General features: G+C 63.8%; 25 protein-coding genes. 17 read left to right on the top strand and 8 right to left on the bottom strand.

Going from position 1 to position 24,732, the window contains the following annotated elements; genetic code table 11:
- Position 1 precedes the first annotated feature (1 nt).
- The 3 genes from AC097O_RS09810 to AC097O_RS09800 all read left to right on the top strand — a co-directional run bounded on the left by AC097O_RS09810 (position 2) and on the right by AC097O_RS09800 (position 1,061).
- The gene (locus AC097O_RS09810) at positions 2-610 is read left to right on the top strand and encodes a DUF6198 family protein (protein WP_479592608.1); all 609 of its coding nucleotides are present in this window, start codon (positions 2-4) and stop codon (positions 608-610) included.
- Positions 611-636: 26 nt separating this feature from the next.
- Positions 637-846: a SlyX family protein gene (locus AC097O_RS09805; RefSeq protein ID WP_479592607.1), complete on the top strand. Its 210-nt coding sequence runs from the start codon at positions 637-639 to the stop codon at positions 844-846.
- A gap of 74 nt (positions 847-920) precedes the next feature.
- Positions 921-1,061 (top strand): hypothetical protein, encoded by a 141-nt coding sequence (locus tag AC097O_RS09800; RefSeq protein WP_315183402.1) that lies wholly within the window; start codon positions 921-923, stop codon positions 1,059-1,061.
- Between the two features lie 69 nt (positions 1,062-1,130).
- Here AC097O_RS09800 and AC097O_RS09795 read toward each other — a convergent pair whose 3' ends face one another.
- Positions 1,131-3,428 carry a putative bifunctional diguanylate cyclase/phosphodiesterase gene (locus AC097O_RS09795; protein WP_479592606.1) on the bottom strand — a complete coding sequence of 766 codons (2,298 nt, stop codon included), beginning with the start codon at positions 3,426-3,428 and terminating at the stop codon, positions 1,131-1,133.
- Positions 3,429-3,674: 246 nt separating this feature from the next.
- On the opposite strand from AC097O_RS09795, the gene AC097O_RS09790 reads away from it, so the two are divergent.
- From AC097O_RS09790 to AC097O_RS09775, 4 genes are all read left to right on the top strand, one after another.
- Positions 3,675-5,819 (top strand): PAS domain-containing hybrid sensor histidine kinase/response regulator, encoded by a 2,145-nt coding sequence (locus AC097O_RS09790; RefSeq protein ID WP_479592605.1) that lies wholly within the window; start codon positions 3,675-3,677, stop codon positions 5,817-5,819.
- Positions 5,816-6,079 (top strand): VF530 family protein, encoded by a 264-nt coding sequence (locus AC097O_RS09785; RefSeq protein WP_479592604.1) that lies wholly within the window; start codon positions 5,816-5,818, stop codon positions 6,077-6,079. Before AC097O_RS09790 ends, AC097O_RS09785 begins: the two co-directional genes overlap by 4 nt.
- Positions 6,066-6,716 (top strand): pseudouridine synthase, encoded by a 651-nt coding sequence (locus tag AC097O_RS09780; RefSeq protein WP_479592603.1) that lies wholly within the window; start codon positions 6,066-6,068, stop codon positions 6,714-6,716. Before AC097O_RS09785 ends, AC097O_RS09780 begins: the two co-directional genes overlap by 14 nt.
- Positions 6,717-6,890: 174 nt before the next feature.
- Positions 6,891-7,352 carry a guanylate cyclase gene (locus tag AC097O_RS09775; protein WP_479592602.1) on the top strand — a complete coding sequence of 154 codons (462 nt, stop codon included), beginning with the start codon at positions 6,891-6,893 and terminating at the stop codon, positions 7,350-7,352.
- Positions 7,353-7,358: 6 nt separating this feature from the next.
- Here the strand turns inward: AC097O_RS09775 and AC097O_RS09770 are convergent, their stop codons facing one another.
- Entirely contained in the window at positions 7,359-7,667 is a 309-nt protein-coding gene (locus tag AC097O_RS09770) for a hypothetical protein (protein ID WP_315183413.1), read from the bottom strand.
- Positions 7,668-7,827: 160 nt separating this feature from the next.
- Here AC097O_RS09770 and AC097O_RS09765 point away from each other — a divergent pair, with 160 nt between their 5' ends.
- Both AC097O_RS09765 and AC097O_RS09760 read left to right on the top strand, forming a co-directional pair.
- The gene (locus AC097O_RS09765) at positions 7,828-8,532 is read left to right on the top strand and encodes a riboflavin synthase subunit alpha (protein WP_479592601.1); all 705 of its coding nucleotides are present in this window, start codon (positions 7,828-7,830) and stop codon (positions 8,530-8,532) included.
- Between the two features lie 91 nt (positions 8,533-8,623).
- Positions 8,624-9,397 (top strand): sulfite exporter TauE/SafE family protein, encoded by a 774-nt coding sequence (locus tag AC097O_RS09760; RefSeq protein WP_479592600.1) that lies wholly within the window; start codon positions 8,624-8,626, stop codon positions 9,395-9,397.
- A gap of 17 nt (positions 9,398-9,414) precedes the next feature.
- On the opposite strand, the gene AC097O_RS09755 is transcribed toward AC097O_RS09760, so the two are convergent.
- Entirely contained in the window at positions 9,415-9,816 is a 402-nt protein-coding gene (locus AC097O_RS09755; RefSeq protein ID WP_479592599.1) for a GFA family protein, read from the bottom strand.
- Between the two features lie 301 nt (positions 9,817-10,117).
- Positions 10,118-10,921 carry a hypothetical protein gene (locus tag AC097O_RS09750; RefSeq protein ID WP_479592598.1) on the bottom strand — a complete coding sequence of 268 codons (804 nt, stop codon included), beginning with the start codon at positions 10,919-10,921 and terminating at the stop codon, positions 10,118-10,120.
- 168 nt (positions 10,922-11,089) lie between these two features.
- On the opposite strand from AC097O_RS09750, the gene AC097O_RS09745 reads away from it, so the two are divergent.
- Positions 11,090-11,845, top strand: coding sequence for an SDR family NAD(P)-dependent oxidoreductase (locus tag AC097O_RS09745; protein ID WP_479592597.1), 756 nt, complete (start codon positions 11,090-11,092; stop codon positions 11,843-11,845).
- Positions 11,846-12,136: 291 nt separating this feature from the next.
- Here the strand turns inward: AC097O_RS09745 and ppk2 are convergent, their stop codons facing one another.
- On the bottom strand, positions 12,137-13,027 hold the full coding sequence (ppk2, locus tag AC097O_RS09740) for a polyphosphate kinase 2 (RefSeq protein ID WP_479592648.1): 891 nt from the start codon (positions 13,025-13,027) through the stop codon (positions 12,137-12,139).
- Positions 13,028-13,236: 209 nt separating this feature from the next.
- Between ppk2 and AC097O_RS09735 the strand changes: the two genes are divergently transcribed.
- From AC097O_RS09735 to AC097O_RS09715, 5 genes are all read left to right on the top strand, one after another.
- The gene (locus tag AC097O_RS09735) at positions 13,237-14,439 is read left to right on the top strand and encodes an ROK family protein (RefSeq protein ID WP_479592596.1); all 1,203 of its coding nucleotides are present in this window, start codon (positions 13,237-13,239) and stop codon (positions 14,437-14,439) included.
- The gene (locus tag AC097O_RS09730) at positions 14,436-15,923 is read left to right on the top strand and encodes a sugar ABC transporter ATP-binding protein (RefSeq protein ID WP_479592595.1); all 1,488 of its coding nucleotides are present in this window, start codon (positions 14,436-14,438) and stop codon (positions 15,921-15,923) included. The genes AC097O_RS09735 and AC097O_RS09730 overlap by 4 nt, the downstream gene beginning before the upstream one ends.
- Positions 15,904-16,899 (top strand): ABC transporter permease, encoded by a 996-nt coding sequence (locus tag AC097O_RS09725; protein WP_479592594.1) that lies wholly within the window; start codon positions 15,904-15,906, stop codon positions 16,897-16,899. The genes AC097O_RS09730 and AC097O_RS09725 overlap by 20 nt, the downstream gene beginning before the upstream one ends.
- 55 nt (positions 16,900-16,954) lie before the next feature.
- Positions 16,955-17,917, top strand: coding sequence for a substrate-binding domain-containing protein (locus AC097O_RS09720; protein WP_479592593.1), 963 nt, complete (start codon positions 16,955-16,957; stop codon positions 17,915-17,917).
- A 177-nt stretch (positions 17,918-18,094) separates the two neighbouring features.
- Positions 18,095-19,255 carry a Gfo/Idh/MocA family protein gene (locus tag AC097O_RS09715; protein WP_479592592.1) on the top strand — a complete coding sequence of 387 codons (1,161 nt, stop codon included), beginning with the start codon at positions 18,095-18,097 and terminating at the stop codon, positions 19,253-19,255.
- A 118-nt stretch (positions 19,256-19,373) separates the two neighbouring features.
- Here the strand turns inward: AC097O_RS09715 and AC097O_RS09710 are convergent, their stop codons facing one another.
- Genes AC097O_RS09710 through AC097O_RS09700 form a run of 3 tightly spaced genes read right to left on the bottom strand, consistent with a single transcriptional unit; the run spans position 19,374 to position 20,658 of the window.
- Complete coding sequence (locus tag AC097O_RS09710) at positions 19,374-19,613, bottom strand: HP1242/YdcH family protein (RefSeq protein ID WP_479592591.1); 240 nt, start codon at positions 19,611-19,613, stop codon at positions 19,374-19,376.
- 23 nt (positions 19,614-19,636) lie between these two features.
- The gene (locus tag AC097O_RS09705) at positions 19,637-20,380 is read right to left on the bottom strand and encodes a 2OG-Fe dioxygenase family protein (RefSeq protein WP_479592590.1); all 744 of its coding nucleotides are present in this window, start codon (positions 20,378-20,380) and stop codon (positions 19,637-19,639) included.
- A complete protein-coding gene (locus AC097O_RS09700) occupies positions 20,377-20,658 on the bottom strand; it encodes a DUF427 domain-containing protein (protein WP_315183442.1) in 282 nt (93 codons plus the stop codon). The genes AC097O_RS09705 and AC097O_RS09700 overlap by 4 nt, the downstream gene beginning before the upstream one ends.
- A gap of 129 nt (positions 20,659-20,787) precedes the next feature.
- On the opposite strand from AC097O_RS09700, the gene AC097O_RS09695 reads away from it, so the two are divergent.
- Together AC097O_RS09695 and AC097O_RS09690 are read left to right on the top strand one after the other, a co-directional pair.
- On the top strand, positions 20,788-21,816 hold the full coding sequence (locus tag AC097O_RS09695; RefSeq protein WP_479592589.1) for an NADP-dependent oxidoreductase: 1,029 nt from the start codon (positions 20,788-20,790) through the stop codon (positions 21,814-21,816).
- A gap of 114 nt (positions 21,817-21,930) precedes the next feature.
- Positions 21,931-24,624 (top strand): bifunctional acetate--CoA ligase family protein/GNAT family N-acetyltransferase, encoded by a 2,694-nt coding sequence (locus AC097O_RS09690; RefSeq protein ID WP_479592588.1) that lies wholly within the window; start codon positions 21,931-21,933, stop codon positions 24,622-24,624.
- Positions 24,625-24,732 lie beyond the last annotated feature (108 nt).

The following is a 24,732-nucleotide window of genomic DNA, read 5'->3' as shown; positions in this document are numbered from 1 at the left end:
CATGGCTGAATCTTCTGTGCACCTCCACACCCCGTTTGAAGACGCGCAAGCGATTTTTGCGGGCACGCTGTTTGTGTCGCTGGCGCTGATCTTGTTTGGCCAGGTGGGCATGCTGACCGGCGGCACGGCAGGGGTGGCGTTTTTGCTGCACTACGCCACCGGCATCACGCTGGGCAAGCTGTTTTTTCTGATCAACCTGCCGTTTTACTGGTTTGCCTGGACGCGCATGGGCCGCGAGTTCACCCTCAAGACTTTTGTCGCCATCAGCCTGCTGGCGGCGATGATGGAATGGTCGCCCAAGCTGTTTGCCATCGAGCGCCTGCACCCGGCCTACGCCGCCGTGCTGGGCGGGCTGCTGCTGGGCTCGGGTTGCCTGTTTCTGGCCCGCCACCGCGCCAGCCTGGGCGGGGCCACCATCGTCACCCTGTATTTGCAAAAAGCCCGTGGCTGGCGTGCGGGCAAGGTGCAGATGGCGATTGACTGCACGATCGTGCTGCTGGCGCTGACGGTGATCGAACCCGCGCGGGTGGGCTATTCGGTGCTGGGCGCGGTGGTGATGAACCTGTTTATCTGGATCAACCACAAGCCGGGCCGGTACGCGGTTTTGTAGGCAGTGCTGTAGTGTCCAATACAAGCATGCACGACACCATAGACCAACGCCTGACCGCGCTAGAAATCAAAGCCAGCTTTACCGAAGACCTGCTGGAGCAACTCGACCTGGTGGTCATCCGCCAGCAGCAGCAAATCGACCTGCTGGTGCGCGAAGTGGCCCGCCTGCAGCAGCGCAGTACCGACAGCCTGGACACCCCGCGCGGCCCCACCGACGATTTGCCGCCGCACTACTGATCCGGGGCTGAAAACTGCCTGCTTTGCTGATAAGCTCAAGACCGTAAAAACCTCTTAATCGACTGGAGAAAAACATGGCCAAAGGCGAGCAAAAAACCAACAAGGAAGCGAAGAAGCCCAAGAAGGACACTTCGCCTCCCAAGCCCATTTCCACCGATGCGGTGCGTCCCACCATCACCACCGTGGTGCCGGTGCGTGGCAAGCTAAAGAAATAAGCGTTTTCACACTTTTTCCCGCCCCTAAAAAAGCCGCATTCGATGCGGCTTTTTTGTGCCCGCCCGGGTTCAGCTCCAGACGGCCACCGGTGCGTCCTGCAGCCACTGCCCGGCCTCGTCGGGCGTAAGAGGCTTGGCAAACAAATCCCCTTGCAGCTCATGGCAACCCGCCAGCCGGGCGATGTTGGCCTGGGCGGCGGTTTCTATGCCTTCGGCCACGACATCCAGCCGCAGGGCCACGGCCAGTTGGCAAATCGCCTGCACCACGGCGGCGGCATCGGTGGCGGGCAGAGGTTCGATCAGGCCTCGGTCGATCTTCACTGACTGCAGCGGCAGGCTGCGCAGCATGTTCAGCGACGAAAACCCCGTGCCAAAGTCGTCCAGCCCCACGGCCACGCCCAGGGCCCGCAGTTGCCGGATCTGCTCGCGCGCCTGGTCCAGGTTGGCCACGGCAGCGCTTTCGGTGATCTCCAGGGTAATAGCGTGTGCGGGCAGGCTGTACTGCAGCAGCAGTTGTTCCACCAGTTCGGGAAAGCCACCGTCCAGCATCTGCAGCGGCGACACATTCACGGCCACCGGCACCACCTTGGTAAACCGCGTCCGCCACAGGGCCACCTGCTCGCAGGCCTGGCTGAGCAACAGCAGACCCAGGTCGGCAATCAGGCCGGTGCGTTCGGCCACACCTATGAATTCCACCGGGCTGACCCAGCCCACGCCGGGGCGGTGCCAGCGCGCCAGAGCCTCAAAGCTGGCCAGTTGCCCGGTTCGCGCATCGACCTTGGGCTGGAAGCGCAGGGTGAATTCGCAGTGTTCGATGCCCGCGCGCAGCGCTTGCTCCTGCTCGAACACGTCGCTGGAGCCGCGCTCGAACCGGGCCTCGGCCAGCGCCACCGAGGTGCCAGGCGTGCGTTTGGCGGCATGCATGGCGGCGTTGGCCGCGCGCAGCAAGGCCTCGGCGTCCTGGGCATGCTGCGGGTACAGCGCGATGCCCATGGACACGTCGATAAAGAAGTTGCGTTGGGGCAACACCAGCGGGCGCAACAGCAACTGCTGCACCTGGCGCGCCATGGACGCGGCACTGTCGCTGTCCCGGTAAGGCCGGGCCAGAAAGGCAAATTCATCGGCCCCCAGCCGCATCAGCTCACACCTTTCGCCCAGCTCCCGCACCAGCGCCAACGCCAGCGCCTTGAGCACCTCGTCACCCAGCGAATGGCCGTGGGCTTCGTTGAACAGCTTGAAGCGGTCTATCCCCAGCAGCACCAGCCCAAAGCCCTGCTGCTCCGGCGTGTCCACACAGCACTGGCGCAGACGCTGCAGCAGGGCGCTGCGGTTGGGCAGCCCCGTCAGCTCGTCGTGCGTGGCCTGGTACAGCAGGGCCTGCGTGGCATCGTGCCGGTCGGTCTGGTCGGTGACCAGAATCTGGATGGCCTGTGCATCGCCCCACAGCGTACGCCAGCCCGAAAACCGCAACCACACCGACGAGCCGTCCTTGCGGTGGCGCAGTCCTTCCCATTGCACCTCGTCCACGCTGCCGCTTTCAATCTGCTGGTAACGCACCCGCAGCTGGTCAATTTCTTCGCGCTGCACCCCTTGCAACAGGTCGGGCACCGTCACTTCTTCCATGCGGCCAAAACCGTACAGACCCAACAACGCCGGGTTCGCGTACCGCACCCGCTTATCCACCAGCACCAGAATGCCCTGGTGCGAGCGTTCCACCAGCTGCTGGAAGCGCTCGCGCAGGTTGTAGGACTCGAGCATAGTGCGGTCCAGAGTGGCATACACCAGCGTCAGGCCCAACAGCAGCCGCAGCACCGCCCCCGCATTGGACTGGAACACCAGGCCCGCCTGGCCCCACACGGCAAAACACAACTGGTTCAGGCCCAGCAATACCATCAAGGGCCCCACCATGCGATCCGCAGGCAGGCCGCTACGCAGGCCACGCGTGACCACCGCGCCCGCCAGGGTCATCAAAAATGGACTGGCCCACACCACCACGGAGGGGTCATTGAACAGCACCACCCACAGCCCAGCCACCGCCAGCAAGCCCAGAAACACCACCCACTCCAGCCGGGAGAACACCCAACCCGACAAACGGCTGCTGCCGCGCAGCATCAGGGCAACGCTGACGATCTGTCCAAACACGGCCAAAAACATGCCGGGTAAGGTCCATGGCCCCCCCACCCACTGGCTCATCAGGTAGCCCATGGGCACCACCGACTGGACCAATTGCGCAGCCCCCAAGTCGCGGGTGAAAAGATGCATGCGGTGCCCGTGCCAGACCCACAGCAAGGCCGAGCCCATGGTCAGGCCGACCACAGTATTGGCCCAGAGCGAATAGAGGAGTACAGGGCTGAATGCGGGTGCCATCAATAAAAATACATCGTTTTTCGTGTATGCAAGTGGAATTCTCCATGGTAACCCGTTCACAAAATATAGCTATCGGCCCGCAGACTATTACAGATACGAGACAGATGCCGCGCTAGCCCGTAAACTGTTACGTCTATTCACTAAAAAATTATTTGGCTTACGCAGTCGCAGGATCAGAGTGTCCCCATCGACCATCCGATTGCACAACCGTTCTGCCCCTGTTGTACCGCTGCAGCCAAAGTCTCCATGCGCCAGTCCTCCCCTCCCGCCCTGGTGCCCAGCGCCTTGATCAGCCTGGCCCATGACAGCCTGCAGCCGGTCGTGCCGGTGCACCAGCTGATCCTGGACCTGCGCAACCGCCAGGCGGAGCTGGAAAGCCAGAACAAGGTGCTGCGCTACAGCCAGGCCGCATCCGAGGCCGCGTCCGAGCGGTTTGAAACCCTTTTCTCCAGCGTGCCGCTGGCCCTGATGGTGGTGGACGACCACGACATGGTGGTGCAAAGCAATGCCATGGCGCAGCGCCTGTTCCAGCCCACCGAGCGCGACCGGCCACTGCACTTTCTGATGCCCTTCGTCAGCCCCGGCTGTACCGAGCAGGTGCGCCAGGCCTTTCGCGAGGCGCGGGTGGACGGCCACTGCGAAGCCACCGAGGTGGTGTTCAGCATCGGGCAGGACGGTGCCATGTCGGGCGACCTGCACATCGCCCGGCTGGAGAGCGCGTCGGATGCCATCGCCCAGTACATCTGCGCCGTGGTCGACCAGGGGCCCCTGCTGGCCGAGCGCCGCGCACTGCAGCTCAGCGCGTCGGCCCTGCGCCAGCGCAACGAGCAGCTGCGCTCCAGCGAAAGCCGCCTGGAGGCCATCATCAACTCGGCGCTGGATGCCATCATCTGCGTGGACAAAGACCAGCACATCACCGTCTTCAACCCGACGGCGGCGGTGCTGTTCCAGTGCCCGTCCTCGCAGGCCCTGGGCAGCCTGCTGACGCGCTTTTTCCCCGATGCCGGGCACGCGCTGGCGCTGAACCAGATCTCCACCCAGGCGTTTTTGGGCGAAATGACGGCGCTTACGGCCAGCGGCAAACGCCTGTCGGTCGAAGTCAGTGTGTCGTTCGAGCGCCACCCCGGCGGCGAAACCACCACCGTCTTTGCCCGCGACCTGACCAGCCGCAAGCGTGCCGAAGTGCAGCGCAGCGTCTTGGAGGCGCAACTGCGCGAGTCGCAAAAAATGCAGGCTGTGGGCACCATGGCCGGTGGCATTGCGCACGACTTCAACAACATCCTCAGCGCCATCCTGGGCAATGTGGAGCTGGCCAAGGAAGACGCAGGTCCCAACTCGCCCGCCCAGGTCAGCCTGCACGAAATCGACAAGGCCGGTCGCCGCGCCCGCGACCTGGTGCGCCAGATCTTGACCTTCAGCCGCAACGAAGCCCCGCGCCGCACCCCGGTGGCGCTGGCCGAGCTGGTGTTTGAAACCGAGCGCCTGCTGCGCGTCACCCTGCCCCCGGCGGTAGAGCTGCACCTGCACATCAACCCCAGCACCCCGCTGGTGATGGCCGACGCGGTGCAGGTCCAGCAGGCCGTGCTCAACCTGTGTACCAACGCCATCCAGGCCCACGGCGACCAGCGCGGCGTGGTCAGCATCGAGCTGACCGGCGTGGAGCCCGACCCGCGCCTGTGCGACCGCCTGAGCCTGGCACCGGGCGGCTACGCCATGCTCACCGTGCTCGACAGCGGCAAGGGCATGGACGACGACACCCTGCTGCGCATCTTTGAGCCGTTTTTCACCACCAAGGAAGTCGGCCAGGGCACCGGCCTGGGCCTGGCCGTGGTGCACGGCGTGATGCGCAGCCACAACGGAGCGGTCGATGTGCAAAGCGCCCCGGCCCTGGGCAGCCGCTTCACCCTGTACTTCCCGGCCATGGAGCCGGTGACCGACTCCGACTTCGCCGCCCTGCTCGCCTTGCACCCGTCCGAAGCCGATCCCGCCCCCGCCGCCAGCGTACAGGTGCTGGGCAAGCACGTGATGTATGTGGACGACGACCACGCTCTGGTGTTTCTGGTCGAGCGGGTGCTGCGCCGACGCGGCTTTAGGGTCAGCGGCTTCTCCGACCCCAACAAGGCCGCCGCCGAGCTGCGCGCCAATGCCGGGGCCTACGACCTGCTGGTCACCGACTTCAACATGCCCGGCTACTGCGGCGTGGACCTGGTGCGCGAAGCCCAGCGCATCCGCCCCGACCTGCCCGTCGCCCTGGCCTCGGGCTACATCACCGCCGAGATCGAGCAAAGCGCCATCGCCGAAGGTGCCAAGGCCCTGATCCACAAACCCAATGACGTGGAGGAACTCTGTGCTACCGTGCAGCGCCTGATTCTGGACAACACCGCCGCATGAGCACTGACCTACCTGACACACCACCCACCAAACAAGCCCGCAACCCCCTGCACGGCCTCACCCTGGAGGCCATCCTCACCGCCCTGGTCGAGGGCTATGGCTGGGAAAGCTTGGGCCAGCAAATCAACATCCGCTGCTTCACCAGCGACCCCAGCATCGCCTCCAGCCTGAAGTTTTTGCGCAAAACCCCCTGGGCGCGCGAAAAAGTGGAGGGCCTGTACCTCTTCATGCAGCGCGAACAACGCCGTGGAAACCTCTGAGCTGGATACCGCTTTAGGCCTGAACACGGTTTACGCCGACGACCACCTCCTAGTCTTCCACAAGCCCAGCGGCCTGCTCTCGGTGCCCGGCCGGGGCCCCGACAAGCAAGACTGCCTGAGTGCCCGCGCCCAGCAGGCCTACCCCGACGCATTGGTGGTGCACCGTCTGGACATGGCCACCTCGGGCCTGGTGGTGATGGCGCGCGGCATCGCCATGCAACGCCTTCTCAACGCCGCCTTTGCCAACCGTGCAGTAGAGAAACGCTACATCGCCGTGGTGGCGGGCCGCCCCGCCCAAGCGCAAGGCCAGATCGACCTGCCCATCCTGGTGGACTGGCCCAACCGCCCCTTGCGCAAGATCGACTGGGAGCACGGCAAACCCAGTTGCACCCGTTGGCAGGTACTGGAGAGTTTGGAAGGCTGCACCCGGCTGGAGCTGGAGCCGGTCACCGGCCGCTCGCACCAGCTGCGCGTACACCTGGCCGCCATAGGCCACCCCATCCTGGGCGATGCGCTGTATGCCCCGGCCCCTGTGCAGGCCATGGCCAGCCGCTTGCTGCTGCATGCCAGCAGCCTGGCCCTGCAGCACCCGGCCACAGGGGCCGCGCTGCGTTGGGACTGCGCGCCTGAGTTCTGAGGTTTGCTATATTTATAAGAGCTTATTGCGCTTATTCCATAAGCACGGGAGCCACTTTTAACCATATAAATTATCCGCAGAAATTTCGCGGTGTTGCCCACCCAATCCGCGCCGCGGTGAACTCGCATAGACTGGGCCCCAGCCGCCCCTCCGCTACCAGTTACCCACTACGCCATGCACACCACCCGAAGCTTCGCCACCCTGTCCTCCATCCTGGAGACCGGTGGCGCTGCAGCAGCCATCCAGTACCTGAACGCGGGCGTGGCGCACCGCTTCACGGCGGTTTACCGGCTGGACGGCGGCATCTTGCGCAACGTGCTGCTGTGTGACAAGTTGGGCGAAATCTGCCCTGAGTATTTGGCCGAAGTACCTTTGGCCACCAGCTTTTGCCAGTTTGTCTTGCGCGACGGTGTTTTCCAGACCACCAACTCTGCCACCGACCAGCGGCTGGACGGCCACCCCTACCAGGGGGTCATGGTCTGCTACCACGGCGTGCCCCTGCAAAGCCGCAGCGGCGAACTCTGGGGCACCTTGTGCCATTTCGACATACAGGAACTCACGCTGCCCGACCCGGAATTTGCGCTGCTGCAGCAAGCCGGGCTGCGCCTGCCCGCATATTTGCGGCAAGAGGCCTGATGTCTCTCAGGGTTCCTGGCCAGCCTGCAGCGCCTTGACCTCTTGCTCCAGCGCCTCGGTAGCGTCTTCCAGTACCTTGGCGGATTCGTTCAGGCGCTTCTCCAGCGCATCGGTGCGGGCCACGGCCTCGTCCACATCGGCGTGGTGCGCATCGCCCGGGATTTGCGTGTCCAGCACGGCATGCACCACGCCCAGCTCTTCCGCCACGTCCTTGATCTCTTCGGCGACTTGCTTGTGCTTCTCCAGCGCCTCGGCAATGGCATCGGCAGAGGACGGCTCTGCGGCTGGGGGAACAACGGGCGGGGTAATAGGCATGGCGAATGGCTTGAAAAACAGAAAAATAAATGCCTGCGCGCGGTAGCTGCCGGGTGGCATGCGACTGGGAATGTGTCCACGCCGCGCATGGGCACCGAGTATAAGTGCCTGCCCTCCCAGCGCTGACGGACAATGGCGGTTTTACCCACGCCACCGCACCATGTTCACAGGCATCATCCAAGCCACCGCCACCGTCCACGCGCTCCAGGACCAGAACGGCATGCGCAGCTTCACCCTCGCGTTCCCCCCCGGCTTTTGCCAGGACCTGGCCATCGGTGCCAGCGTCTCGGTAGACGGCGTGTGCCTTACCGTCACCGAACTCGTTTCCCCCACCGCCGCCGCGTTCGACGTGATGCTGCAAAGCCTAAACATCACCACCCTGGGCCGCTACGCCCACGGCAGCGCGGTGAATGTGGAGCGCGCCGCCAAGGAAGGGGCCGAAATCGGCGGCCACCCGCTGTCGGGCCACGTGGATTTCTGCACCACCCTCAGCGACGTGCTGCTGACCGACACCAACTGCAAGCTGCGCTTCGCCATTCCCGAAGCATTCCGCAAATACATCTTCGCCAAGGGCTACATCGCCATCAACGGCGCCAGCCTCACGGTGTCGGAAGTCAACCGCCAGGAGGGCTGGTTCGAAGTCTGGCTGATCCCCGAAACCCGCCGCGCCACCACCTTTGGCAGCATCCAGGCGGGCGACACGGTCAACATCGAAATCGAGCGCAGCACCCAAGTGGTGGTGGACACCGTGCGCGAAACCGTGGCCGAGAGCCTGGGCAAACTGCAGCCGCTGCTGGAGGCGCTGCTGAAAGAAAAAGGCCTGTCGCTGGACGACTTTGTGGGCGTACCGCAGTTGCCCAAGTAAGCGGCCCACCCTACGCCACACTCTTCTTTTGATAGCTGCTAGCGCCCATAGAATAAGCGCTAGAGCCACTTTTGATTTATAAATTCACCCCATGCTGCACACCGCCCTCCCCACGCTTCTGATGATGTTGGCACTGGGGGCCGCTTTGGGCTTTGTGGGCGGCTTGTTTGGCATTGGTGGCGGCATCATCATGATCCCGCTGCTGGCCGTGGGCTTTGGCCTGGACCAGGCCGTAGCGCAGGGTACGGCCCTGGTGATGATGGTGCCCAACCTGCTGATCGCCTGGGTGCGCTACAGCCAAAGGCACCCCATCGCCTTGAAAACCGCGCTGCAAATCGGTGCCCTGGCCTGCCTCACCACCTGGGCCGTGGCCCATGTCGCCACCCGCCTGGCACCCGAGATCATGCGCACCGTGTTCAGTGTCTTTCTGCTGGCCCTGGCCATCAGCATGCTGGCCAAAAAACCCGCCAGCCCCACCGCCGTCGCCCCCCCACCGCGCAGCCTGCGCTGGATGCCGCTGGTGGGCGTGGTGGGTGGCGGTGCCATGGGCCTGCTGGGCGTGGGCGGCGGCATGGTCGCCACCCCCATCCTCACTGGTTGGTTTCGCCAATCGCAAACCGTGGCCCAAAGCCTGTCGCTGGCCCTGGTCGCCCCCAGCTCCATCATCGCCCTGATCACCTACAGCGCCGCCGACCGCGTGGACTGGGGCATGGGCCTGCCCCTGGCCATCGGCGGCCTGTTCACCGTCTCCGCCGGGGTGGCCGTGGCCCACAAACTCTCTGAAAAGCGCATGCGGGCGGCGTTTGCGTGGATGGTGCTGTGTACCGCGGTGTGGATGCTGGTGAAGCCGTTTGTGTTGGGGTGAAGCCGCCCGGCCCCTCTTCACAGGTGGCTACAAAACTCCGGCACCGCCTGCCAATCGCCGCTGCGGCCATCCACGTACTGGATGGGCAAGGCCGCCAGCTCTGCGTCGGACACGCCTGCGAGGCAGCCCAGATTCACCCCGTACATCTTGCCAATCGGCGTGTCGGTGCCAATGCCAAACGCGCGCACGCCGCAATGTTTGCAAAAGTAATGTTGGTTCTTGCGGGTGTTGAACAGGTACTGGGTGAGGTCCGCCTCTCCGGCCAGCAGGCGAAAGCCCTCTTCCCGGGCCACCGCCGCCCAGAAGCGGGTGCGGCTGCAGATGGAGCAGTTGCAGCGGTAGGTGTTTTGCGTCAGGTCCAGATCGGCCTCGAACCGGACAGCACCGCAATGGCAGCTGCCTTGGTAGGTTTTTAGCATGGGGGCTCCGTGGGGTGGGGTGCTGGCCCGCCGGTGGGTCAACGAAGGTGGATTAGGGCCAGCCTGTAGATCTTGCGTAAGGCACTGGAGGAGATGTCGATTTCGATCCATTTTCAATCTCCGCATTACTACGGAATCCATAGCTACTCATACCAACGAAATCTGCACGATTGCCGGTTTTCCTTCATACCCATCTTGCCCTTTTTCAAACATCCAACTCTACGAAAGTCAAGATGTCGGGTATCAGCATTTGTGGCGCTTGAACGTTGTTATCCGAGCCATTTACATAGGATATGGAATGCTATGCGACGCGCGGACCGTCTGGCCTGCGATGAAGAGGCAGCTCAAAAAAATGACCATAGACCACAACCGGTTCTATTGCCCAATGGTGAAATGGGATGATTTTCCAACGAAATTGGCTCTTGTGCTCAAAGCCATCAACTGAGTGGCAATTGATGGTGGCGGTCAAAGTTATATCTTCGCCAGGCATGCTGGAACCGAGCTGCAATCCACGGGCAAATAGCGTATGAAGGATGTGCTCAGGGAACGCTATTGTTCGCAGCTGACCCGGCGAAGAGCTAGGGATATCAGTTTTCCACCTGCGATAAAGTGGCACACCCAGACTAACACTGGGCTTTGAGTACTCCAAAGTTTCTATAGAACCCTGCTGTCCAGGTGGCACGCCCGATCTAATAGTTAGTCCTAGCTTCTGGTAGCTATCCGGCAGTATTAGCTCTCCGTTTGGATCGTCTAGTTGCCAAACGATGGCTAGCTCTAAGGCAGGGCTCTGTCCAAAATTCTGGAGTGAAAAAGTCGGCGATTTCAGAGTTTCGTCTTTCAAATCCGCTCTAGCAAGGAAAACGGCCTCACCATTTAGGCTCTCAGGATGTGGCCAGAAGAACCGCAGATCCAAAAAATCTTTCTCGAGAATAAGTTTTGGTGCAAGCTCTGTACGTCTAGAAAAACTAGCTTCTTCGATCGCATCCCTTGCGGCCTTGACACTCTGCTTTGAAATCCAGGTACTGACTGCTGCAAATAGTGTGGCTAGAGCAGTACTGCCTGCTGTAAGGACTTCTAGCCAATTGTGGGAGTTTTCGACGGGCAATTGAGAGTCCTTTAAAACTTAACTTGATCATTTTATTCCAAAATACTGATTTTATGTACAGTTAAATGTTCGCCAAAATACTATCCACTATTGCTTTGAATCGGTAGATTTTTCACTACATATTCCATAGCTATCCACGCTTACTCAATAAGCATAAGCCTCCATTTCATGACAAAAAATTTACCCCACCTCACCATCCTCACTGGCGCCTCGCGCGGCATGGGCCTGGCTATGGCCGAGCAACTGCTGCAGTCGGGCCACCATCTGGTGTGCATCTCGCGGCAAACGAACGCGCAGCTGGTCGCCCCGGCGGGCAGCGTGCTGGAGCAGTGGCAGGCCGACCTAGCCGACAGCCTGCCGGTGGCGCAGCGGCTGGGTGTCTGGCTGCAGCAGCAGGATACGGCGCGGTGGGCCAGTGTGACGCTGATCAACAACGCGGGCACCTTGGCGCAGCTCACGCCGCTGCGGGATGCCGAGGGGGCTGATCTGGCGCAGGCGCTGCGGGTGGGGTTGGAGGCTCCTATGCAGTTGACGGCGGCGTTTTTGGGGGCCACGCGGGGCTGGCCGGGGCAACGCAAGGTGCTGAATATTTCGTCGGGGCTGGGGCGGCGGGCGATGGCGGCATCGGCTGCTTACTGCGCGGCCAAGGCGGGGATGGACCACTTCACGCGCTGCGTGGCGCTGGACGAGGCGGGGCAGGTGAATGGGGCGAAGGTGTGTTCGCTGGCACCAGGGGTGATCGATACCGACATGCAGGCGCAGTTGCGCGGGGCGGACGCGGGGGCGTTTGCGGACCAGGGGGCGTTTGCCGACTTGCACCGCAAGGGGCAGCTCACGTCGCCGGGGGATGCGGCGGCGCGGGTGTTGGCTTATTTGGGGCGGGGGGATTTTGGGGGGGAGGCGGTTGCGGATGTGCGTGGGTGACGGTGGGACGTTAAACCGCCAATAAGGGTCGGAGCACACGCGCGACCTGCGGCTTGTGACGGCAACCACCCGGTGGAGCGCGCGGATGATCCGACCCCAATTGGCTACCGCCCGCTACGGTTTTAGGAGCTTCTCACGCCCATTCCATAAGCGCCAGCAGCCTAAATCACATATACCCATCACACAGACACCCCTTCGTGAAACAGCGCGGAACTGGCTCCGCCAGGCCGCTGCTGTTGCCCCCTGCAAGGGGGTTGGCGAAAGACGCGAAGCGCTGCAGCCTGGGGGTGTTCAATAAATCTCAGGCACCACGATCTCTTGCGGTACGGCGTTGCGGATGTAGTCTTCGTGGCGCTCGCGCTCGGGAAGAACGATGGCGGGGTGCTCTACCTCGTCGTAGGGCATTTGCTGCAGCAGGTGGTGGATGCAGTTCAGGCGGGCCTTCTTTTTGTCTACGGCCTGCACTACCCACCAGGGGGCTTCGGGGATGTGGGTGCGCTCCAGCATCACCTCTTTGGCCTTGGTGTATTCCTCCCAGCGGCGGCGGGATTCCAGGTCCATGGGGCTGAGTTTCCACTGCTTCAGCGGGTCGTGGATGCGGCCCAGAAAGCGCAGGTGCTGCTCCTGGTCGGAGATGGAAAACCAGTATTTCACCAGCTGGATGCCGCTGCGCACCAGCATGCGCTCGAACTCGGGCACGGTGCGGAAGAACTCCTCGTACTGGTCGTCGGTGCAAAAACCCATGACCCGCTCGACCCCGGCACGGTTGTACCAGCTGCGGTCAAACAGCACGATTTCGCCCGCTGCGGGCAAGTGCGACACGTAACGCTGGAAGTACCACTGCGTGCGTTCGCGGTCGTTGGGTGCGGGCAGCGCGGCCACGCGGCAGACGCGCGGGTTCAGGCGCTGGGTGATGCGCTTGATGACACCGCCCTTGCCTGCGGCATCGCGCCCTTCAAACAAGATCACCACCTTGTGGCCGGTAGCCACCACCCAGTCTTGCAGCTTGACCAGCTCGGCCTGCAGGCGAAACAGCTCGCGGAAATACTGGCGGCGGGCTTCCTTGTGGGCCTCGGTGGCGGGCTCGGCATCGTCGTGGCCAGACAGCATGCGGTCGTCCATCTCCAGCTCCAGCTCTTCATCGTAGCTGTCGATCAGGTCGCGGTGCATGCGCTGCACCATGTCGTCGTTGGCGTTCAAGGGCTTCTCCAAATGCAAATAGCGTTACGTTAGCCGGTGCATATGTCACTGACGTGACAAAACAGCGTCAACTTGTTTGGCCTGAATTTGGTCGAAGATAAGACTTGTGTGGCAGAAGTGCGCGGTCTACCATCCGCCACCGACCGCGTTCGATCGACAGTCGGACAAAATAACGATAATGGAGACACGCCTTGGCACCTGGGGCTACTTTGTCCAGCGACGAAACAACGCTGCTGCAAGCCATTTTTTGGTCGGCGGGGGCATCGCGCCTGGCCCTGGCCGAGCGGCTGGACTTCTCCAAAAGCAAAACCAACAGCCTGGTCGCCGCCCTGCTCGACCTGGGCCTGCTGGAGGAGACAGGGCTGAAAGCCTCCAGCGGTGGCCGCCGCCCCGAGACGGTGCAAATTAATTCCCAGCTGGGCGTGCTGGTGGCCGCCGACCTGGGTGCCACCAGCCTGGACATCGCCATCCTGCGCCCCGATTTAAGCGTGCTGGCCCGCCACTCCGAAGCCGCCGACGTGCGCGCAGGCCCCGGCCTGGTGATGGCCCGGGTGCGGGTGCTGGTGCACCAGTTGCTGGCCGAGTGCGCCGCCACACCGCAGCAGGTGATAGGCATCGGCATGGGCGTGCCCGGCCCGGTGGACTTTGCCAGCGGCCAACTCGTCAACCCGCCGCTGATGCCGCAGTGGGACAGCTTCTCGATCCGCGACGCGCTGCGCGAAGATTTTGCCGCGCCGGTGTTTGTGGACAACGACGTGAACACCATGGCTCTGGGCGAGCTGTGGCGGCTGCAGCGCAGCCTGCAGAACTTTCTGGTCATCAAGGTAGGCACCGGCATTGGCTGCGGCATCGTCTGCCACGGCGAGGTGTACCGGGGTGCCAATGGCTCGGCAGGCGACGTGGGCCACATCTGCGTGGACACCGCCGGGCCGCGCTGCCACTGCGGCAACCTGGGCTGCGTGGAGGCCATGGCCGCAGGCCCGGCCATCACCCGCATGGCGCTGGAGGCCGCAGCCAGCGGCGAAAGCCCCTGGCTGGCCGCCTGCCTGGCCAACACCGGTGCCATCACCCCGGAGGACGTGGGCAACGCCAGCCGCCATGGCGACGCGGCGGCCAACCACATCATCCAGCGCACCGGCAATCTCATTGGGCAGATGCTGGCCTCGGTGGTGAATTTCTTTAACCCCTCGCACGTGTTCATTGGCGGCGGCATCACCCGCATCGGGCCGCTGTTTCTGGCCTCGGTGCGGCAAAGCGTGTACCAGCGCTCGCTGGCCTTGTCCACCCGGCATCTGGAGATCCAGCTCACCCCGCTGGCCGAGCAGGCCGGGCTGGTAGGCGCGGGCGTGCTGGCCATGCAAGAGACGCTAAAAAACAAAGGAAGCCCGCGATGAGCGTGAACGTGGAATTCGACAACGTGGTCAAAGAATTTGGCCCGGTGCGCGTGCTGCACGGCGTGGGCTTTGCGCTGCAGGCGGGCCGCACCGTGGGCCTGCTGGGCGAAAACGGCGCGGGCAAATCCACGCTGATGAAGATTCTGGCCGGGTTCGAGGTGGCCACTGGCGGCACGCTGCGCATCAACGGCCAGCCCCAGAACTTCACCACCTCGCGCCAGGCGGAGGCGCAAGGCATTGTGCTGATCCACCAGGAGTTCAGCCTGGCCGAAGACCTGACGATTGCGCAAAACCTGTTCCTGGGCCACGAGAAAAAGAAGGGTTGGCTGCTGGACGACCTAGCCATGCAAACCGAAGCCGCCAAAGCCATCGCCCAGGTGGGCCTGCAGGCCGACGTAAACACCCGCGTCAAACACCTGATCGTGGCCGAAAAACAGCTGGTGGAAATTGCCCGCGCCCTGCTCCGCAAGGCCCGCCTGCTGATCATGGACGAACCCACCGCCACCCTCACCCCGGGCGAAACCAAGCGCCTGTTTGCGCTGATGGCGCAGCTCAAGGCCGACGGAGTCACCCTGGTCTACATCTCGCACAAGCTCGACGAGGTGGAGCAGGTGACCGACGAGGTGGTGGTGATGCGCGATGGCCGCTTTGTGGCCCGCGAGGAAACCAAAAACCTGACCCGCCAGCAAATGGCCAGCCTGATGGTGGGCCGCGAGCTGACCGACCTGTATCCGCCCAAAGCGCCCCACGCACCCGCCGCCGCACCCATGCTCAAGGTGACCGGGTTGACGGTGCCCGGCTGGGCCACAGACGTGAGCTTCGAGGTGCGCCCCGGCGAGATTCTGGGCTTTGCCGGGCTGGTGGGCGCAGGCCGCACCGAGCTGTTTGAAGGCCTGCTGGGCCTGCGCCAGCGCACGGCGGGCCGCATCGAATTGCAAGGCCAGGCGGTCGACATCAAAAGCCCGCGCGCCGCCGCCCAGCAGGGCCTGACGTATCTGAGCGAAGACCGCAAAGGCAAAGGCCTGCACGTGCACTTTGGCCTGCGCGAAAACCTCACCCTGATGGCGCTGGAGCGCTACACCCACCCGTTTCTGGACCCGCAGGCCGAAATGGCCGCTTTGAAGACGGCGGTAGAGGACTACGGCATCCGCACCGGTGACCTGCAAAGCACAGCATCCAGCCTGTCGGGCGGCAACCAGCAAAAGCTCGCCCTGGCCAAGGTGCTGCACCCGCAACCCAAAGTGGTGGTGCTGGACGAACCCACGCGCGGTGTGGACGTGGGGGCCAAGCGCGACATCTACTTTCTGGTGCAGCGCCTGGCCCGCGAGGGGCTGGCCGTGGTGGTCATCTCCAGCGAGCTGATGGAGCTGATAGGGCTGTGCCACCGCGTGGCGGTGATGCGCGGCGGCCAGCTGCAAACCGTACTTGAAGAACACCAATTGACCGAACAGGAACTCATCCGCCATGCCACAGGAAGCCACTAAATCCCCCCGCACCGCCACCCACTGGATGGGCCGCCTGCACGGCATGGGCCCGGTCATTGGCCTCGTCCTGCTGCTCATCGCGGGCACGCTGCTCAACAGCAATTTCGCCACGCTGGACAACGCCATGAACGTGCTCACCCGCACCGCCTTCATCGGCATCATCGCGGTGGGCATGTGTTTTGTGATCGTCTCCGGTGGCATCGATTTGTCGGTGGGGTCGATGGCGGCGCTGATCGCGGGCAGCGTCATCATGTGCATGAACACCCTGGGGCCGATGCTGGCCTCGCCGGTGATGGTGGTGGTCTTAGGCATGGGCCTGGCCCTGGTGCTGGGGGCGCTGTTTGGCCTGGCGCACGGCCTGCTGATCACCAAGGGACGCATCGAGCCCTTCATCGTGACCCTGGGCACGCTGGGCATTTTCCGCGCCTACCTCACCTACTTTGCCAACGGCGGCGCGATCACGCTGGACAACGATTTGTCGGACGTGTACAGCCCCGTCTACTACGCCAGCCTGCTGGGCGTGCCGATTCCGGTGTGGGTGTTTTTGGTGGTCGCCCTGCTGGGCGGCGTGATCCTGAACCGCACCGCCTTTGGCCGCTACGTGCAGGCGATTGGCTCCAACGAGCAGGTGGCCCGCTACGCCGCCGTGGACGTGGACCGCATCAAGATCCTCACCTACGTGCTGCTGGGCGTGTGCGTGGGCATTGCCACCCTGCTGTACGTGCCGCGCCTGGGCTCGGCCTCGCCCACCACCGGCCTGCTGTGGGAGCTGGAAGCCATTGCCGCGGTGATCGTGGGCGGCACGGCACTCAAGGGCGGCGCGGGCAGCATCACCGGCACGGTGGTGGGTGCCATTTTGCTGTCGGTCATCAGCAACATCCTGAACCTGACCAGCATCATCAGCGTGTACCTGAACGCTGCCGTGCAAGGCTTTGTGATCATCAGCGTGGCATTCATGCAGCGCTCCAAACGTTAGTTTTCCAACCCGGTAGCACCCGCTACTTTTTATCCACCTGTAGGAGACAACTGAAATGAAAAAGATCACCCGTAGATTGGCCCTCACCGCCGTGGCCCTGGCCGCGCTGGCCACCGCGCCCAGCTTTGCGCAGGAAAAAGTCGTGCTCGGCGTGGCCATCCCCGCCGCCACCCACGGCTTCACCGGCGGCATCGTGTTCTGGGCCAACCAGGCCAAGAAAGACCTGGAAAAGGCCCACCCCGGCCTGCAGGTCATCGTCAAGACGGCCTCCGGCGCGCCCGAGCAGGCCAACCAGTTGCAAGACTTGCAGACAGTGAACAAGATCAATGCCCTGGTCATCTTCCCGTTTGAATCGGCCTCGCTGACCAAACCCGTGGCGCAGGTAAAAAGCAAGGGCGTGTACGTCACCGTGGTCGACCGCGGCCTGACGGACACCAGCGCGCAAGATGCCTACATCTCGGGCGACAACACCGCCTTCGGCAAGATTCCTGGCGACTACCTGGTGAAGGCCATGGGCGGCAAGGGCAACATCGTCGCCATGCGCGGCATTGCCACCACGCTGGACAACGAGCGCATGGACGCCTTCAACGCCGCCATCAAGGGCAGCCCCGACATCAAGCTGCTCGATGCCAAATACGCCAACTGGAACCGCGACGATGCCTTCAAGGTCATGCAAGACTACCTGACGCGCTTCAAACAGATCGACGCGGTGTGGGCCGCCGACGACGACATGGCCGTGGGCGTGCTCAAGGCCATCGACCAGGCAAAACGCACCGACATCAAAATCGTCTTCGGTGGCGCGGGTGCCAAGGGCATGATCAAGACCCTGATGGACGGCAAAGACCCGCGCATCCAGGCCAACGTGTCGTACTCGCCCAAGTTCATCTACGACGCGATCAAGCTGACGGCCGAGGCGCGTTTGAAGGGCGAGAAGCTGCCCGCCACCTACATCATCCCGTCGGTGCTGATCACCAAAGAAAACGCCAGCCAGTTCTACTTCCCCGATTCGCCGTTCTGAACCTGCCTTACCCCCTCCCCCGCCGGGGGAGGGTTGGGGTGGGGGCATGGGTCGCCATAAGCCCGGCCCCCATCCCGGCCTTCCCCCGGCGGGGGAAGGAGCGGTACAAAATCCGATAAAAATAATGCTCTACCGCCCATTCCGCCAGCGCAAGCAGCTACAAAAACCATAGTAACCATGAATTCCAACCGCAAACTCCGCTACGCCATGGTCGGCGGCGGGCGCGATGCCTTTATTGGCGCAGTGCACCGCAAAGCCGCCGCACTCGACGGCCAGATCGAACTGGTCGCAGGCGCACTCTCCGCCAACCCGGACAAGGCCCGCGCCTCGGGCCGCGACCTGTTTCTGGCCGATGACCGCAACCACGGCAGCTGGCAAGATTTACTGGCCGACGAACTAAAGCGCCCCGCAGTTGATCGCATCGACTTCGTCAGCATCGTCACCCCCAACCACCTGCATTTCCCGGTGGCCCAGGCCTTTGTGGAAGCGGGCTTCCACGTGGTGTGCGACAAGCCCCTGGTGCACACCAGCGCGCAGGCGCAGGCCCTGGTGGAAGCCGTGAAGCGCCAGGGCACGGTGTTTGGCGTAACGCACAACTACACCGGCTATCCGCTGGTGCGGCAGATGCGCGAGATGGTGCGCAGCGGCGCGATCGGCACGGTGCGCAAAGTCATCGTGGAATACCACCAGGGCTGGCTGGCCACCGCTGTGGAAGACACCGGCAACAAACAAGCCGCCTGGCGCATGGACCCGGCCTTGAGCGGCCTGGCCGGGGCCATGGGCGACATTGGCTCGCATGCAGAGAATCTGATGACCACGGTGACCGGGCTGGAGGTGGAAAGCATCTGCGCTGACCTGGCCGCCACCGGCGCGGGCCGCACGTTGGACGACGATGCCCAGATGCTGCTGCGCCTGCAAGGTGGGGTGCGGGCCGCGCTGCTGGCATCGCAAATCTGCATCGGCAATGAAAACGACCTGCGCCTGCGCGTGTTTGGCAGCAGCGGCACGCTGGACTGGAGCCAGGAGAACCCGAACCGGCTGGTTCACACGCCTTTGAACGAAGCCCCGCGCACCTTGACGCGCGGCGGCCCGGGCCTGTGCGAGGCGGCCACCAAGGCATCGCGCCTGCCCTCCGGCCACCCCGAGGGCTTCATCGAAGCCTTTGCCAACATCTACCTGGGCGTAGCCGCCGACATCCGCGCCCGGCTGGCCGGTGGCGTGGCCAACCCCATGGATGCCGACTACCCGCGCGTGGAAGACGGCGCGCGCGGCGTGCGCTTCATCGAGAAGGTGCTGGAATCCGCCCACAGCGCCCAGAAGTGGACGGCGATGGGCTGACTGCCTCCCTCCCCCGCAGGGGGAGGGTCGGGGTGGACGCTGGTATTTGCTACGCCTTTAATAGCTGCTCACGCCCATCCAATGGGTGCTAGAGCCCCATTTCACCCCTAAAACTGTCTCAACCTGTAACCAGCATCTGGTAGATGTCGTCCTTGATCTTCAAGCGCTTCTTCTTCATGACCTCCATCTCCACATCACCAATCACGCCACCGTCTTGCTCGATCTTGGTGATGGCGTGGTTGACGGCATCGTAGTCGTTGAACAGGTGCAAAAAGCGCGAGCTGCTCAGCTTCAGGGCGCGCATCTTGCCGACGAGCTGCGGGAATTCATGGGCCAGGTCGTGGTTGAGTAGTTCCATGGTGTCTCCTTGTGGTGAATCTTCTAGCTGCTCTGGAAACTGGATGACCGGAACGTCAGCACCAGGGTATCCCGGTGCCCGCCCTCGGCCGTGGGCTGGATGGGGGTGGACTCGTGCACCACGCGGGCATCGTCCAGCAGCAGCATCGTCCAGGGCGCGGTCATGGTGAAGCGCTGGCCATGGGGCCCATCGGCTTCAAACACCCGGGTTTCGCCGCCCTTGATGCCTTCTCGGCCCACCAGCAGCACGGCCACAAAATCCACGCCGTCGCGGTGTGCGCCCTCGGGCGTGGGGCGGCCAATGCCATCGGTGGTGTCGATGCGGAACTGGTGCGCTTCCACGTACCAGGGCGCTGGGCCGCTGCCTTTGAGCGTGGAACAAATGTGCCCCAACGCCAGCAGCAACTGCGTCCACGCAGGCTGGGCCACGGTGGCGGGCAGCATGGGGGCAAACCAGCGCTCCATGCCGCCGTGCAAGGCGTTGTACTCCACCGGCTGCCAGTGCGGCCGGTGCGGCACCTGTTCCAGGGTGTCGCCTTGCAGCACAAAGCAGGCATGGCGGCGGCGGCGGTAGCGGCCACCGTCTTTCAGGTATTCGTCGGGCTGCAGGTCGTCCCAGCTGGGGACCAGGGCGTTCAAATCGGCCAACGTGCAACCGGCCAGTGCGGCCACGCCTTCGGGGCTGAGGGCGACGTAGGCCTGTTGGCGCAGCACGTCCACGGCCTCATCGGGCGGCGTGGTGGGGGGAGAAAGCAACACAGCGCTCATGCTTCGATCTTCACGCCTTTCCAGAAAGCCACGCGGTCGGTGACTTCTTCGGCACCCATCTTGGGCGTGGCGTAGTACCAGGCCGCGTCGGTGTTCATCTCGCCATTGACGATCAGCGAGTAGTAGCTGGCCTGGCCTTTCCAGGCGCAGGTGGTTTTGTGGTTGCTGAAGCCTACAAAATCGTGGTTTAGCGAGCTCAGCGGGAAATAGTGGTTGCCTTCCACCACCGCGATATCGTCGCTCTCGGCGATCACAGCGCCGTTCCAAATGGCTTTCATGGGGACTCCTTGGGGCATGCACTTAAATATGCACTTAAGGATATACCAGTCGCAAGCCTGTCACGGTTGCGCACTGTCAAGGAAACTGGTGTGGTTAACATCCTTTTTTTCTGTACAGAATTTCAAATCATGACCACCAACCACCAGATCCGCCTCGCCAGCCGTCCCGTAGGCCTGCCCACCCGCGCCAACTGGAGCTCCACCACCGAGCCGGTGCAGCAGCCCGCAGCGGGCGGCGTGCTGGTCAAGGTGCTCAGCCTGTCGCTGGACCCGGCCATGCGCGGCTGGATGAACAAGGGCAAAAGCTACATCCCGCCCGTAGGCATTGGCGAGGTGATGCGCGCAGGCGGCGTGGGCGTGGTGGTGGCATCCCACAACCCGCTGTTTGCCGTGGGCGACCACGTATCGGGTTCGCTGGGCGTGCAGGAATACACGCTGATTCCCCAAGAGCAACTGCGCCGCAACGGCCTGTCCAAGATCGACCTGGGTCTGGGCAGCCTGACGCAGTGGCTCAACGTGCTGGGCATGCCCGGCATGACGGCCTATTTCGGCCTGCTCGACATCGGCCAGCCCAAGTCGGGCGAAACCGTGGTGGTGTCGGGTGCCGCCGGTGCCGTGGGCCAGACCGTGGGCCAGTTGGCCAAGCTCAAGGGCTGCCACGTGGTGGGCATTGCAGGCGGCCCGGAGAAGTGCGCCTGGGTGGTGGAGACCCTGGGTTTTGATGCCTGCATCGACTACAAGGCCGGGCCGGACGCGGTACGCAACGGCCTCAAAGAACACTGCATCGCCGGGGTGGACGTGTACTTCGACAACGTAGGCGGCGAGATTCTGGACCAGGTGCTGGCCCAGCTGGCCCGCGAAGCCCGCATCGTGATCTGCGGTGCCATCAGCCAGTACAACAACACCACGCCGGTGCAGGGCCCGAAAAACTACCTCAGCCTGCTGGTCAACCGCGCCCGCATGCAGGGCATGGTGGTGTTCGACTACGCCGACCGCTACCCTTTGGCCGTGGCCGAGCTGGCCGGTTATTTGAAGGATGGCCGCATGGTCAGCCTGGAGGACGTGGTGGTCGGGCTGGATACTTTCCCCGAAACGCTGCTGAAGCTGTTTGCGGGGGGGAATTTTGGCAAGCTGGTGCTGCAGGTGGCAGCATCCTAACGCTCCTGAAAAAATAGCTGCTTACGCTTTATCCATGGGCGCAAGCGGTTAATTTCTTATAAATGCACCAGCGGGGCCGCTCCAGCGGCGCTGGAGTCGTAACACAATGGGGTTATGGATAACCACTACCTGACCTCCCTTTTCGCCCCCGACTCCATCGTGGTGTTTGCCGGGGCGGTCCCCACCGCAGAGGCACCGGGCACGCCCCACGCCCAGGCGCTGGTGGCGGCGCTCAAGGCGCAGCAGTTCAGCGGCAGCCTGGCCTTTCTGGACATCCACACCACCGGCACCCTGGCCGACCTGGCGCAGACCCGGGCCGACCTGGCCATCATCGCCCTGCCGCCCGAGGACGTGGCCGCTGCGCTGGAGGTGGCTGGGCGCATCAAATGCCGCTCGGCGCTGGTGGTGTCCAGCGGCATCAACGCCACGCTGGCGGCCGACCTGCACCGGGTGGCCAAGCGCCACGGCATGCATTTGCTGGGGCCCAACTGCATGGGTTTCCAAAGCCCGCGCCGGGGGCTGAACGCCAGCGTGGCAGGCGCGCTGGCAGCGCCGGGGCATCTGGCGCTGGTGTCGCAATCGGGCGCGCTGACCGCGTCGATCCTGGACTGGGCCAAACAGAACGCAGTGGGCTTTTCCACCGTGGTGTCGCTGGGGCCGAACACCGCCGTGGACCTGGCCCAGGTGCTGGACTACCTGGCGAACGACGCGCACACCCACAGCATCGTGGTCTACATGGAAGGCATCTCCGACGCGCGCCGCTTCATGAGCGCCCTGCGCGCCGCGGCCAACGCCAAGCCGGTGGTGGTGCTGAAAGCCGGGCACAAGGCCGGTGGCAACAAGGCGGCGCAAACCCATTCGGGCACCATTGTGGGCAGCGACGATGTGTTTGACTCGGCCTTGCGCCGCGCGGGGGCGGTGCGGGTGCGTTCCTTTGTGCAACTGTTTTCAGCGGCCAAGTGCCTGGCCTCGCGCTACCGGGCGGTGGGCAAGCGGCTGGCCGTGGTCACCAACGGCGGCGGCCCCGGCGTGCTGGCCGCCGACTGGATCAGCGAGATCGACCTGCAACTGGGCACGCTCAGCCCGGCCACCGTCACCACCCTGCGGCCCCAGCTAGCGCCGCTGGCCACGCTGACGGATTTGGTAGACCTGTCCGAAGATGCCACGCCCGCCCACTACCTGGCCGCGGTGCAGGCCGCCAGCACCGACCCGCAGGTGGACGGCGTGCTGGTGATCCACTCGCCCAAGGGCGGTTGCGATGCCGCCGCCATTGCCGCCGCGCTGGCCGACTTCATGCCGCACAGCACCAAGCCGCTGCTGAGCTGCTGGATGGGCGATGCATCGGTGATGGGCGCGCGCACCCTGCTCAACGCGGCGGCCATTCCCACCTTCCGCACGCCCGAGGCGGCAGTGGGCGCATTTGGCAACATCGCCTCGTTCTACCAAAACCAGCGCCTGCTGCAGCAAACCCCACCGCCCCTGTCGGCCCTGGCCCAGCCCGACATCGAAGGTGCGCGCCTGCTGATCGAAAGCGTGCTGGCCGAGCGCCGCCAGGTGCTGACCGAGATGGAATCCAAAGCCCTGCTGGCGGCCTTCCATATCCCGGTGACGCATACCGTGCTGGCCCGCAGCGCCAATGAAGCCATGATGATCGCCACCCAGCTGGGCTACCCGGTGGCGCTGAAGATCGACTCGCCCGACATCAGCCACAAGTCCGACGTGGACGGCGTGGCGCTGAACATCGCCAACGCCGTGGGCGTGCGCGACCGCTACAACGACATGGTGGCCCTGGTGGCCCGGCAGATGCCGCAGGCCCGGATCAACGGTGTCACCGTGCAAAACATGGCCCGCCACAAGCGCGGGCGCGAAATCTACATCGGCCTGGTCACCGACGACCCCTTTGGCCCGGTGATCGCCTTTGGCGCGGGCGGCACCATGATCGAGCTGCTGAACGACCGCGCCATGGAGCTGCCGCCGCTGAACCAGTTTCTGGCCCGCAGCCTGATCGATCGCTCCCGCGTGGCCGAAACCCTGGGCGAATGGCGTGGGGCCAGCCCGGTGGACATGCACGCGCTGGAGCAGGTGCTGATGCGGGTGTCGGAAATGGTCTGCGCCCTGCCCCAGCTGCGCGAGATGGACATCAACCCGGTGATCGTCGATGCCTCGGGCGCGGTAGCGGTGGACGCGCGTATCGTCATCGACCACGCCCCGGTCGGCCACAGCGGGCGCGGCCAAAGTTACCAGCACCTGGCCATCCTGCCCTACCCCGCCCACTACGAGCATGTATGGCCGCTGCGCGGTGGCGGCCAGTACGCCGTGCGCGCCATCCGCCCGGACGATGCCCAAATGCTGCAAGACCTGGTGCGCGGCCTGTCCGCCGAGAGCCGCTACTTCCGCTATGTGTCGATGCTGTCCGAGCTGCCGCCCAGCATGCTGTCGCGCTTCACCCTGATGGACTACGACCGCGAAATGGCCCTGGTGGCAGTGTTCAAGGAGCGCGTGGTCACCGACGACGGCAGCATCACGGAGACCGAGCGCATCCTGGGCGTGTCGCGCTTCATCACCAACCCCGACAGCACCAGCTGCGAGTTCTCGCTGGTGGTGGCCGATGCCTACAGCGGCCGTGGCCTGGGCAGCCGCCTGATGCTCAGCATCATGGAAGTCGCCCGCGAAAAAGGCCTGAGCGAAATCGAAGGCCTGGTGCTGGCCAACAACCCCGGCATGCTCAAGCTGATGCGCAGCCTGGGCTTTACCGTGAAACCATTTGCCGAAGACCCGGATTTCCGGCTGGTGGCGCATGCGCTGTGAGCACCGATTGCTACACAAAATATAGCTTGTCACGCTAATGGAATAAGCGCGGGGGGCCGATTTTCTATAAATCCGAGGTGGAACCAATTTCCCGGCCAGCACCGCCTG

It is taken from the genome of Rhodoferax sp. LS1P39 (assembly GCF_056521425.1).
The sequence above is the reverse complement of the archived record's forward strand: the minus strand, read 5'-3'. Positions and strand labels throughout refer to the sequence as shown.